At 67.7% G+C, this 11,712-nt stretch carries 10 protein-coding genes and 1 pseudogene; 7 read left to right on the top strand and 4 right to left on the bottom strand.

What is annotated here, in order from left to right; genetic code table 11:
- Positions 1 to 181 precede the first annotated feature (181 nt).
- Complete coding sequence (locus IG75_RS0130195; protein ID WP_156059248.1) at positions 182 to 2,536, bottom strand: tetratricopeptide repeat protein; 2,355 nt, start codon at positions 2,534 to 2,536, stop codon at positions 182 to 184.
- An 897-nt stretch (positions 2,537 to 3,433) separates the two neighbouring features.
- Here IG75_RS0130195 and IG75_RS39760 point away from each other — a divergent pair.
- The gene (locus IG75_RS39760) at positions 3,434 to 3,589 is read left to right on the top strand and encodes a hypothetical protein (protein WP_168165649.1); all 156 of its coding nucleotides are present in this window, start codon (positions 3,434 to 3,436) and stop codon (positions 3,587 to 3,589) included.
- A 320-nt stretch (positions 3,590 to 3,909) separates the two neighbouring features.
- Here IG75_RS39760 and IG75_RS36725 read toward each other — a convergent pair.
- Positions 3,910 to 4,405 (bottom strand): annotated as a pseudogene (locus IG75_RS36725) (response regulator).
- Between the two features lie 83 nt (positions 4,406 to 4,488).
- Entirely contained in the window at positions 4,489 to 5,184 is a 696-nt protein-coding gene (gene thiE, locus IG75_RS0130220) for a thiamine phosphate synthase (RefSeq protein ID WP_051715122.1), read from the bottom strand.
- Positions 5,185 to 5,364: 180 nt separating this feature from the next.
- Here thiE and thiO point away from each other — a divergent pair, with 180 nt between their 5' ends.
- From thiO to IG75_RS40455, 6 genes are all read left to right on the top strand, one after another.
- Complete coding sequence (gene thiO, locus IG75_RS0130230) at positions 5,365 to 6,462, top strand: glycine oxidase ThiO (protein WP_030524750.1); 1,098 nt, start codon at positions 5,365 to 5,367, stop codon at positions 6,460 to 6,462.
- Entirely contained in the window at positions 6,459 to 6,707 is a 249-nt protein-coding gene (gene thiS / locus IG75_RS0130235) for a sulfur carrier protein ThiS (RefSeq protein ID WP_051715126.1), read from the top strand. Before thiO ends, thiS begins: the two co-directional genes overlap by 4 nt.
- Entirely contained in the window at positions 6,679 to 7,458 is a 780-nt protein-coding gene (gene thiG / locus IG75_RS0130240) for a thiazole synthase (protein WP_281181646.1), read from the top strand. Before thiS ends, thiG begins: the two co-directional genes overlap by 29 nt.
- A 123-nt stretch (positions 7,459 to 7,581) precedes the next feature.
- Positions 7,582 to 8,583 carry an ABC transporter ATP-binding protein gene (locus IG75_RS0130245; RefSeq protein WP_081877252.1) on the top strand — a complete coding sequence of 334 codons (1,002 nt, stop codon included), beginning with the start codon at positions 7,582 to 7,584 and terminating at the stop codon, positions 8,581 to 8,583.
- Positions 8,583 to 9,350, top strand: a complete 768-nt coding sequence (locus IG75_RS0130250) for an ABC transporter permease (protein ID WP_030524754.1) — start codon at positions 8,583 to 8,585, stop codon at positions 9,348 to 9,350. Before IG75_RS0130245 ends, IG75_RS0130250 begins: the two co-directional genes overlap by 1 nt.
- 563 nt (positions 9,351 to 9,913) lie before the next feature.
- A complete protein-coding gene (locus IG75_RS40455) occupies positions 9,914 to 10,678 on the top strand; it encodes an adenylate/guanylate cyclase domain-containing protein (protein WP_030524755.1) in 765 nt (254 codons plus the stop codon).
- Positions 10,679 to 10,700: 22 nt separating this feature from the next.
- Here the strand turns inward: IG75_RS40455 and IG75_RS0130260 are convergent, their stop codons facing one another.
- A complete protein-coding gene (locus IG75_RS0130260; RefSeq protein ID WP_036515566.1) occupies positions 10,701 to 11,708 on the bottom strand; it encodes a LysR family transcriptional regulator in 1,008 nt (335 codons plus the stop codon).
- Positions 11,709 to 11,712: the final 4 nt, after the last annotated feature.

An 11,712-nucleotide genomic window follows, 5' to 3' on the forward strand; every position in this document is an offset into this window, starting at 1 on the left:
GGATATACCTCCAGCAGTCGAACCGGCGACCGGCGCCGTCGTGTAAAAAGAATTGCGTGTGCGTAACCCCCGCAAACATATGCCAAGAAGCGAAGTTGGGTCTCGGCGATACAGAGGACCACAACAGATAAGCACCCCAGATCAGTAATAGACCCGTCTGCCACCTTTCAGGCATGACCTACTACTCCCCTCGCTTCTGCCCCGCAAGGGCCGAAGCCGCCCAGCTGTGCAGATAGGTGTCCGATTGCTCTCGCGCTATCGACATGATGTTGCGGTAGTTCGATACTCCGGCCGGTTGCAACTGGACGGATCGCAGATAACGGTCGATAGCGCCCGCATGGTCACCGGCGAGATGACGTGCTCGTCCCGCGCGGAACCAGGAGAGAGCACCGTGCGGAACCGCGATGGCAGCCGCCCGGTCGAAGTAGCCGGACGCGGTCTCGAAGTCGGATCTACGCTGGTACAGATCTCCCACCTGCAGAAGGACCTTGCTGTCGAGGGGATCGACCGCGGATGCGCGCTCCATGTATTCGATGGCTTCGTCGGCGCAGCCGATCGCCTGATAGGTTCTCGACGCGGATTCGTACGCGGGGATAAGATTCTCGCGCCGCAAGATCACCTCCTGATCACTGCCCGGTTCGGCCGCATGCGCATGGTCGAGAACGAGTTGGAACTCGCGCACCAACGCATCATGATCGCCGGTCAGGTAGGGCAGGAATGTGGCCGCGCGCCAGTATCTACTGGTCATGAGATGAGATTCGAAGTCGGAAACCTCGTCCCTGCTCGTGTATCGAGCAAGGTACATGCACCCGTTGTCCCGCCACTGCTCGACGCCCTGTACATCTTTCCGGCGAGCCGATTGCACCATTCCGTACACGGACAGATTCAACAGCATGCGAAGAATGCGCGGATCGGAATTCGCCCCCTGCACCGTTGCGGAAAGTTCCTCGCCGAGGGACGAACGATACGAACCCGGTTCATCCGTCAGATTGACGACGTAGTGACGCAGAACGTGTAGATAGAATTCGTCCGGTGACAAGGGCCGATCCTCATACAGCAGGCCCTCGACGGCCTCCCTGGCTTCGGTGAAGAATCCCAACGCGGTGATCAACTTGATCACCTTGGCCCGGGTGGCGGCCGGCAGTCCGGCCAGCCCGGACCACATCTCGAACACGTGTCGGCAGCCATCGTTCGGAGAGTTCCGCCACTCGACGAGGCCTTCGGCCGCGCCTTCACCGAGTTGCTGTCCATGCATCGAACTGCGGAGCTCTTCGCGAAAACCGAGCACCATCGCACGCTGTAGAGTCACGCTACCGAAGTATTCGACATGCTCGCTCTCGAGGTACCTGTACAGCATCAACGGCGCATGGCACAGTAGCGGCGCATCGATGCCCGGAGGGCGGATCTCGAGGAACGGCCGATACCTGGCCGCGATACGCGCGCACGAGCCGGGTTCGTATGACTCGCTATCAGTGTGCGAAGGAAAAATGGGAAGCTCCTTGAAACGATAGTTGCGTTGGAGCGCGCCCTCCGGGCTCGCCATCCGGCGGGCGTATCGACGTTCCAGGACCCCGAGGGCCGCCGCAGACGCCAGATATTTGCGCGCGGTGTGTACTTCGCGCCGGTGGGCGACGGCGTACAACAAATGCGACCGTGCGCACCACGGGTCCAGCCGCAATGCGAGCGAGGAAGCGAGACGCGCCACTGGCTCTTCCTTTTTCCGGAGGCCGATAATGGTAGCCCGGTCCACGAATCGCCTGGCCGCTTCCAACTCCAAGAATTGTTCGGGCGCCAATACCTCTATTTCGGCGAACCGGATCGATCCGGCGAGCTCTTCGACAGCTGCGATCACAGTACGCATATCATTCGAGAGCTCACAGAAATATCGGTTCAGCCTGATACGCGCGATTCGAGCTGCCACAACATCGGTTTCTGCGATGCCCTCGGTTATTTCAGAGGCACGTCGCAGCATTCGATCGAGATCCTGCCACGATGCCTGCACATATGCGTATCGCATACTCACCATATGAAACATGAATTCCACGGCCGGTGATCGCCAATGTCGATTCGATGAGCCCGCCTCGAACGGAATGACGGAATCCGCTGTCCGTGCCATACCTCGGAGCAATACCGCCTCTTCACAGTCGGGTTGCAGGCGTAGAACCTCCTCGATCGCCCGTGTGGCTTTCGGTGTGATCCCGGCTTGCAAATACAGTCTTGCCAGCCATAACCGGGAACGAACATCTCCCGCCTGCTCTGCGGCCGCTATGCGTCGAGAAACCGGCGAACCGTTGTTCAGGGCGAACTGCCCCATCTGTACGATCCCATGCTCAGCGAGTGCCGGCCGGAGCGCAGGCGGTGGCAGCATCGAAGGGCCCCATACCTGATGTTCGTCGACGCACAACCAGTAGTCGACAGCTGCCGACTGGATGGAACGGTGATCGATAACCGACAGATTTTCGCGTGGCCGACCAAATGATACGAAGGCCTGTGTGGCGCTGTCCATGTGCAGTTGAGACATTTCCGGTTTCTCCATGGAGGCAGGCAGTGGCGCGATCCCGTACGGAAACGCGCCACTGCCCGAGGTCAGTCGAGGAACACCGTCGGCACCGGACGCGGCCCCGAGCTGAGTTCGTAGATATCCACCGGAGTTTCTGCGGTCTGCAAAGCAATCACCCCCTTTCTCAGAATTCATGCGTCACCGGACGCGATTGGAACGCTAACTGGTTTCTCGAAGAATCGCAAGCTTCAAACCGCACAGATTTTTCAAATCCGACCCAGGGATTAATTTATTCGAGTATGCGGAATTAAACTTATCCCTAGCAGAAATAAGCTTGCATTATTCGACCGCCGACGCACCCTCCGAACGTCGTCAGCTGTTTCTATTCAATTTTTCGATAGCTCCGTCCATGTACGGCGGGCCTTGTTCACGTAGCCGGCACTCCAGGCGCCGAGCTACGGACCGCCGAGTCGTACAGCTAGAAGTGGTGTTCAGAAACTGCGGCCCACTCTCGGCACCCACCGCTGTCGCACGGTGCCACCCGTGCGGCGGTGGTGCGGAGGTGACATGTGCAAGGACAGTGGCTCGCTCGACTCTCGAAGCTGTGATCGGACGACTGCGGTTCCATTCAGACCTACTTCCCCTCCCATGGACAGCGGCGTCAAGTGCGCGCTGATCTCTCTCACCAGGTTTGACGCCGTGCACCAGCGATCGGTTCCATCAGGATCGGGAAGGAGTTACACGCCGGACATCCACCGAGTACATGGAACCGAGACCGATTCGGGGAGAACTGCGCCGGTCCGGATGCCCGGGAACGCGGTGGGTCACCATCGCAAGTCGAGCACGAATGTTGGCGCACCCCACAGCCCAGACCACGGCACGCGCGCCACACCGAACCCGAAACGATACCGAGACCAGGCACAATAGGGCTCTGTGTCCACCGATGTCGCCGTAGTTCTGCTGTTCACCCTCGCCGGTTTTCTCATCGGCGGCGCCTACACCACCTGGAAGACCACCCGGCCGCTCGCGGTCGCGCTGGGGGTCTGCGCCGTACTCGCGGCACTGGGTGCGGTGCTCTGGCTGCTCTGACGCCCAGACCACGCCGGCACCGAACGCTCGACCGGCCCCGACCGCACCACCTGTGACCACTCACAACGGGACCCGGCGGCCGGACATGTTTCCGAAGCGCCGTCGGGGTCAACACTCAGGGCACGGCGCGTTGCGCGACAGGCGGGACGTCGCGGTGAACCAGAGCCCGGGGATGCGACCGGGTTCCACCGGACACCTCTCCCCTGGCACCGCCGGAACACGCGCCGGCCCTGCCCCTCTGCGCCGGGCACGGCCGGCGCGCTTTCCCGTCCGGATCAGCAGCTCGATTCCGCGGAGGCAGACGTTGCGGGACCCACCCGCTACTGCCAGCCCATCCGCTCCGCGGCCCGTACCGCTTCGGCGCGCGTACTGGTCGAGGTCTTGCCGACGGCGGCGGACAGATGGTTGCGCACCGTCCCTTCGGGCACGCGCCGGGTCCACCACCCGCGGACCCAGGTGAACCCGCCGGACGGCATCGCCAACGCACGGGCCGGAAGTGTCCTTGACCATGAACCCGCCCGCCCCCGCATCGATCGCCCGGCGCAGATAGCCGGGCCTGCCGAAGGTCGTCACCACGAGTATCCGCACCGCGGGATGCTTCGCGTGCAGCTCCGCGGCCACGGCGATACCGTCGGCGCCCGGCATCTCGACATCGAGCAGCGCCACATCCGGGTTCGTCCGCGCGACCACGTCGAGCACCTCGTCCCCGCGACCCACTTCGGCGACCACTTGGAGGTCGGATTCCAGCCCGAGCAGCGCCGCGAGCGCGATCCGGCTGCTCTCGAAACGATTCTCGCGCCGGAGTTCATCAGCCATCCGCTGGGCACGACCGGTGTCCCGGCCGTGTGGGGTCTGTCCGGCCACAGCCGCGCTGTCGGCCGACGCCGAACGAGCGCGGCTCAGGCGTTCAGCAGCGCGGCCTTCAGTGCACGCGCGGCGGACTCCGGGTCCGGGACGGCGGTGATCGCGCGCACCACGACCACCCGCTCGGCGCCCACCGCGAGCACTTCGGGAAGGGTCGCTTCGTCGATTCCGCCGATGGCGAACCACGGCCGGGTCGGCGACGCCGCCGCGGTCTCACGTACCAGCTCCAACCCGGCGGGTGTGCGCCCCGGTTTGGTCGGGGTCGCCCACACCGGACCCGTGCAGAAATAGTCGAGGTTCTCGTCACCCGCGGCCAGCCGGGCCTGCTCCCGGTCGTGGGTGGACCGCCCGAGCACCACATCCGGGCCGAGGATCTTGCGGGCGTACCAGGGCGGCAGATCCTGCTGACCCAGATGCAGCACATCGGCACCCGCCGCCAGCGCGATATCGGCACGATCGTTGACCGCGAGCAGCGCACCGTGGCGGCGGGTCGCGGCCTTCAGCTCGGCGAGCGCCGCGAGTTCGCCCTTGGCCTCGAGCGGGCCGAACTGCCGCTCCCCGGGCGAGCCCTTGTCCCGGAGCTGGATGATGTCCACGCCACCGGCGAGGGCCGCTTCCGCGAACTCGGCGAGGTCCCCCTTCTCCCGGCGGGCGTCGGTGCACAGGTACAGCCGGGCGGTCGCGAGGCGGTCGCGCGGGGGCAGCGGTCGGCGAGCGGAGGACGGTTGCACAGCTGCCACCGTAACCGCGCTAACGTGGAGAAGTTGCAGGAGGTGGAACGTAGTGCGAACATCCGCGCGCGCGGCGCGGGCGGCGAGCCGGACCCGGCCGGCGCGATGTAGCCCGGCGCCGATCCATCGATCCGGCCCTACCGCCGCCGCCCACCGTGTTTTCCGGAGGAGGTGGCACAGGTGAGCGGCCGGGCCACCGATTCGACCCTCGCCGTCGTCGGCGGCGGGGTGATCGGGCTGGCCGTGGCCTGGCGGGCCGCCGAGGCGGGCCGGACGGTGACCCTGTTCGATCCGGCGGTGGGCAGCGGCGCCTCCTGGGTGGCCGGCGGGATGCTCGCCCCACTGTCGGAAGGCTGGCCCGGCGAGGACGCGGTATTGGAGTTCGGTGCGGCGGCTCTGGCCCACTGGCCGGATTTCGCGGCGCGACTCGAGGCCGTCACCGGTGTGGACGTTTTCGTCGCCGCCGAGACCCTGACCGTCGCCCAGGACGCCGCCGATGCCGCCGACCTGCGCACGGTCGCCGAATGGGTCGGTGAGCGCGGCCACGAACTCCGGGTACTGGACCGGGCCGGGGTCCGGGAGCTGGAACCGGCGCTGGCCCGCACGGTGCGGGCCGGGCTGCTGGCGCCCACCGAACCGGCCCTCGACAACCGCCGGCTGCTGACCGCGCTGCGCAAGGCCGTGGCCGGAGCCGGGGTGACCGTGCGCGCGGACCGGGTCCACGACCTCACCGAACTCGACCAGCGGCAGGTGGTGCTGGCCGCGGGTGCCGCCTCGGCCGAACTGTGGCCCGGCCTGCCGGTCCGCCCGGTGAAGGGCGAGATCCTGCGCCTCCGCCACCGCCCCGGCGCCCAACCGCCGCCCACCCGGGTGGTGCGGGCGCGCGTGCACGGGCGGCCCGTGTACTTCGTGCCCCGCGCCGACGGTCTGGTGCTCGGCGCCACCCAGTACGAAGCCGGTTTCGATACCGCGGTCACCGTCGCCGGGGTCCGCGACCTCATCGGGGACGCCGAGACCGTGCTGCCCGGGATCGGCGAATACGAACTGCTCGAAGCCGCCGCCGGCGCGCGACCCGGCAGCCCCGACAATCTCCCCCTCGTCGGGTGGCTGTCCGACCGCGTGATCGCGGCCACCGGGCACGGCCGCAACGGCATGCTGACCAGCGCGCTCACCGCCGAGGCGGTGGTGGCCGAGCTGAACGGGCGACCGCTGGCCGCGGTCGCGGCGGCCGATCCGAACCGGTTCACGGCATCCACACCCTCAGGAGGTAGTCGATGACACAGTCGTCCACACCGGGCTCACCGGCGCACGGATCGTCCGTGCCGATCGGGGTCACGGTGAACGGAACCGAGCACGAGTTCACCGAACAGCTCACGGTGCGCCAACTGCTGGAACACCTCGAACTGCCGCGCCAGGGCGTGGCGCTGGCGGTCGACGGCGCCGTGTTCCCGCGCTCCCGCTGGGACGAGCCGGTGGGCCGCGGCTGGGAGATCGATGTGCTCACGGCGGTTCAGGGTGGCTGACGAAGCACTGCGCATCGCCGACCGCACCTTCGGCTCCCGGCTGATCATGGGCACCGGCGGCGCGGAGAATCTGACCGTGCTGGAGGAGGCGCTGCTGGCCTCGGGTACGGAGCTGACCACGGTCGCCATGCGGCGGGTCGACGCCGCGGGCGGTACCGGTGTGCTCGACCTGCTGAAACGGCTCGATATCGCGCCGCTGCCCAATACCGCGGGCTGCCGCACGGCCGCCGAGGCGGTGCTCACCGCCCGGTTGGCGGCCGAGGCGCTGGATACGAATTGGGTCAAACTCGAGGTGGTCGCCGACGACCGGACCCTGCTGCCCGACCCCATCGAACTGATCGACGCCGCCGAACAGCTGGTGGACGCCGGTTTCACCGTGCTGCCCTATACCAACGACGATCCGGCACTGGCGCGGCGGCTCGAGGACGCGGGGTGCGCGGCGGTGATGCCGCTGGGCGCCCCGATCGGCACCGGTCTGGGTATCGGCAATCCGCACAATATCGAGATGATCGTGAGCCGCGCCCAGGTGCCGGTGATCCTGGACGCCGGTATCGGGACCGCCAGCGACGCCGCGCTCGCCATGGAGCTCGGCTGCTCCGCGGTACTGCTGGCCACCGCGGTGACCCGGGCCAGGCATCCGGCCCTGATGGCCGCCGCCATGGCCGACGCGGTGCGGGCCGGTTACCGGGCGCGGGAGGCGGGCCGGATCCCCAAGCGGTTCTGGGCCCAGGCGTCCTCACCCGGACGGTAGATCCCCGAGACCGACCCCACCGCGAGTGGGTGCCGGGCCGGGGCCGGGTCATCCTCCAGGATGAGTGCGGATGGCGACCATCGGGCGACGCGAGCGCTCCGCGGATAGGGCATGCTGGTCGGCATGATCGAAGTCCGGGGCTTGACCAAGCACTACGGGCAGACCGTCGCGGTCCAGGACCTGACCTTCACCGTGCAACCCGGTCAGGTCACCGGGTTCCTGGGACCGAACGGCGCCGGTAAATCCACCACTATGCGCATGATCCTCGGCCTGGATCGCCCCACCGCGGGCACCGCGCTCATCGACGGCAGACCGTACGGGCAGCTGAAACATCCGTTGCGTGAGGTCGGCGCGCTGCTGGACGCGAAATGGGTGCATCCCAACCGGTCGGCGCGAGCCCATCTGGAATGGATGGCGGCCTCCAACGGGCTGCCGAAATCCCGGGTGGAGGAGGTCTTGCGGCTGGTGGGTCTGTCGGAGGTGGCCGGTAAATCGGCCGGCGGGTTCTCCCTGGGTATGTCGCAGCGACTGGGCCTGGCGGGCGCCCTGCTGGGCGATCCGAAAGTCCTGCTCTTCGACGAGCCGGTCAACGGCCTGGACCCGGAGGGCATTCTCTGGATCCGGCGGTTCATGCAGCGGCTGGCCGCCGAGGGCCGTACCGTGCTGGTGTCGAGCCATCTGCTCTCGGAGATGTCGCAGACCGCTGACCATCTGGTGGTCATCGGCCGCGGCCGGCTCATCTCCGATTCCACCACCGCGGAGTTCATCGAACGCGCGTCGGAGTCGTCGGTGCGGGTGCGCAGCCCGCAGCTCGACGAACTGCGCAGTCTGCTCACCTCCAACGGGATGACCGTGAAACAGAACGAGGGCAACGCCGACGGCGCGGCACTCGTGGTCAACGGGGTCACCAGCGACGCGGTCGGCGCACTGGCCGGTGAGCACAACATCACCCTCTACGAGCTCGCCCCGCAGCGGGGCTCGCTGGAGGAGGCGTTCATGCGGATGACCGGCGGGGATGTCCAGTATCACGGTGAGGTCGGCCCGCAGGGCGATGTCGCGGCGGCCCCGCCCGGGGCCCCCGGGCCGCAGCCGGTCGAGCCCAAGGTTCTCGGAGGTACCAAGTAATGGGTGTGATCGCCGCGGAACGCATCAAACTCACCTCGACCCGCTCGCCGTGGTGGTGCTCGCTGATCGTGGTGGCCCTCGCGGTCGGGTTCGCCGCACTGTTCGGGCTGATCGGGCGGATCGCCGCCGACGACCCGCAGGCCTCGGGAGCCCCCGCGCTGACCGTGGACACCGCCTTCCTCGGGATCAGCGGGTTCGGGGTGATGGTGCTGGCCATCATGGCCACCCTCACCGTGACCAGCGAGTACCGGTTCGGCATCATCCGGACCACCTTCCAGGCCGTACCCAACCGCATCCTGGTGATCGGCACCAAGGCGGGCCTGGTCGGGCTCTACGCCGCCGCGTTGACCACGGTGCTGGCCTTCGCCGCGTACGCGGTGGCCAAGGCGGTCGCCGGGGACGCCGGCTCCACCCTGATCCTGGAGGGCAACTGGCGTGCCCTGTACTCGATACCGGTCCTGGCCTTCCTCAACGTGGTGCTGGCCATCGCCATCGGTGTACTGGTCCGGCAGTCGGCGGCGGCGATCTCGTTGATCGTGCTCTGGCAGCTGATCATCGAACCGCTGGTCGGGGCACTGGGTAAAGTAGGACGTGAGATCAGCGCGTTCCTGCCGTTCCAGAATGCGAGCCGCTTCGCGCTGATGGACGAGTCGATGGCGTCGGGTAACTGGCACTGGGGCGTATGGGGCAGCCTCGTCTACTTCATCGCCTTCGTCGCACTCGTCACCGGTGTCGCCCTGGTGGTTGTCAACCAGCGCGACGCCTGACCGAATCGCCCGAGCCGCTTCCCTCGCCGCTCGGGTATGGGGTGAGCGCGGCCTTGTCGGGAGGATCGCGCGCCCCGCACGCCGGCGGCCACTGCCCGGTCGTCGGAGTGCACTTACCACCGGCCCGGTGCGCAATGCACCGGGCCGGTGGTCGTGGTCACACCGGGGTGGTTGCACCCCGGGTCACCAGCGAAGGCAGGGGACTCTTCGCGACTTGCCAAATATCTGTAACCAAGCGTTCACCGGCAGCCGGCCGGTCGTCGCTACGATCGTGGTCAGGCACCGAACGTTTTCCATCGGCGGACCCAACGGCGTGCCGCACTCCTCCGATAGAGAGGCGACAGGTGACGATTATCAGCGTTCCCCTCGCGTCCGATTCCCTGAGATACCCTCGGGGCGTGAACGAAAAGCCCTCCGGCCGAGCCGTACCGGAGCCGGAGGTCGACAGCGCCGCCGCGCCGGGCGCCGATCACGCGTCCACCGACGAGCCGGCGGTCGGGCCGGCCCCCGAGAACGGCGCCGCCGTCGGCGCGGTACGCCGTGTCCATCCGCTGTCTGCCCTGATGAACGCGGCAAACCAGCGACCGGATGTGATCGAGGTTCTGCGGCGGGCCCGTCATCAACTCCCCGGCGATCCCGCCTTCGGTGACCCACTCTCGGTCACCGGCCCCGGCGGCGCGCGCGCCGTGGCACGAGCCGCGGACCGGCTGGTCGGCGACAATCCCAGCGCTGCCCGCGAGATCGGGTTCGGTGCGCTGCAGGTCTGGCAGGCCATGCTCGAACGCCTCGGTCGCGGTAAGGGCACCGAGGAGATGACGGTGATGTTCACCGATCTGGTGTCGTTCTCCTCCTGGTCGCTCACCGCGGGCGACGAAGCCACCCTGGACCTGCTGCGCAAGGTGGCCAAGGCCATCGAACCCCCCATCGCCGAACGCGGCGGCCAGGTGGTGAAGCGAATGGGTGACGGCGTCATGGCGGTGTTCCCGTCCGCCGATCGGGCCGTCCGGGCCGCGATCGCCGCGAAACGCAATCTGGCCGAGGTGACCGCGGGCGACTACCGGCCCCGGATGCGGATCGGCCTGCACACCGGTTCACCGCGAGAGATCGGCGGGGACTGGCTGGGCGTGGACGTCACCATCGCCGCCCGGGTGATGGAGGCCGGCGGCAACGGCAAGATGATGGTGTCCCACACCACCCTGACCGCGCTGAGCCCGGAGACCCTGGCCGAGCTGGGGCAGACCGCTCGCCCCTACCGTCGCAGTTTCTTCGCCGCGCCCCTGAGCGGGGTACCCGAGGATCTGCGCATCTACCGGATCAGCTCGGCCTGAGCCGCCCGCTCGTCCGCGTCCGCTACGCGGAGACGAACAGGGGCCGATCGATCTCCGGGATCCAGCAGTCGCGCGCGATATCGCGGTTGTAGTTGTCGCGGAAATAGGCGACCAGATCCGCGATACCCGGATGCGGGTCGGTCCTGTCCCACAGCAGCGCGTGCGGGTAGGCAGGGGTCGGGTCCACGATCGGCACCCGGCGGATATGCGGATGCCACGGGGATTCGAAACCTTCCGCGCTGAAGGTCGCGAGGGTGTCCGAATCGGCGATGTGCTCGATCACCATCGCGATCGGTGCCGGCCCGCGACCGATGGTGACCTCGGGAAACAGTTCGGACCGGCGACTGCTGTCGATCACGACTCCGCTGGACCGGCTCAGTTCGCGGTAGTAGTCGGTCCACTCCGATTCCACCGAGGTCCCCGGCACCCATACCGTCACCCCGGTCAGTTCGGCCAGCGAGACCGCCGCGCGTCCGGCCAGCGGATGATCCTTACCGACCAGCAGATGTAGCGGGTCCAGTAGGAACGGGACGGCCGCGATCCGCGCCGGCAGGGGCCGGGGGCCGCCCGCGGCGCGGGCGACGGCCGCGTCCACCCGGCCCGCCACCAGCGCGTCCCGGGAAGTGACGAAGGCGTTGGTCAGCACGATCTCGGTATCGCGGTCGGGGTGGCGGCCGAGGTAATACCGCATGGCCCGCATCTCGGTCGCCCGCTCGCCCAGTACCGCCACCCGCAGCGGCCGTGGTCGCCGTACCACCGTGGCCACGGCCTCGTCGGCGACGGCGAGCAGCGAGCGCGCGTGCGGCAGGAACCGGGCAGCGGACGCGGTCAGGGCCGCGCCGGTGGGTATCCGGTCGAAGAGATCGAGGCCGAGCTGGTTCTCCAGCCGGGCGATACGTTTGGATACCGCCTGCTGGCTGATCCCGAGCAGCGCCGCGGCGGCGCCGAACCGGCCTTCGTCGGCGACGGCGACAAAGGCCCGCACCGTCGCCAGATCGAGCTCCCCCACCCCACCTCCTGATACATCCATTGGT

The organism is Nocardia rhamnosiphila NBRC 108938 (assembly GCF_000720425.1).
Taxonomy (GTDB): Bacteria; Actinomycetota; Actinomycetes; order Mycobacteriales; family Mycobacteriaceae; genus Nocardia; species Nocardia rhamnosiphila.

Coding starts and splice junctions, on each gene's coding strand:
- thiS (WP_051715126.1), top strand. CDS start 6,459: ATGACACAGTCGTCCACACCGGGCTCACCGGCGCACGGATCGTCCGTG.
- IG75_RS0130250 (WP_030524754.1), top strand. CDS start 8,583: ATGGGTGTGATCGCCGCGGAACGCATCAAACTCACCTCGACCCGCTCG.
- IG75_RS0130260 (WP_036515566.1), bottom strand. CDS start 11,708: ATGGATGTATCAGGAGGTGGGGTGGGGGAGCTCGATCTGGCGACGGTG.
- IG75_RS0130195 (WP_156059248.1), bottom strand. CDS start 2,536: ATGGAGAAACCGGAAATGTCTCAACTGCACATGGACAGCGCCACACAG.
- IG75_RS40455 (WP_030524755.1), top strand. CDS start 9,914: ATGAACGCGGCAAACCAGCGACCGGATGTGATCGAGGTTCTGCGGCGG.
- thiG (WP_281181646.1), top strand. CDS start 6,679: ATGTGCTCACGGCGGTTCAGGGTGGCTGACGAAGCACTGCGCATCGCC.
- IG75_RS0130245 (WP_081877252.1), top strand. CDS start 7,582: ATGATCGAAGTCCGGGGCTTGACCAAGCACTACGGGCAGACCGTCGCG.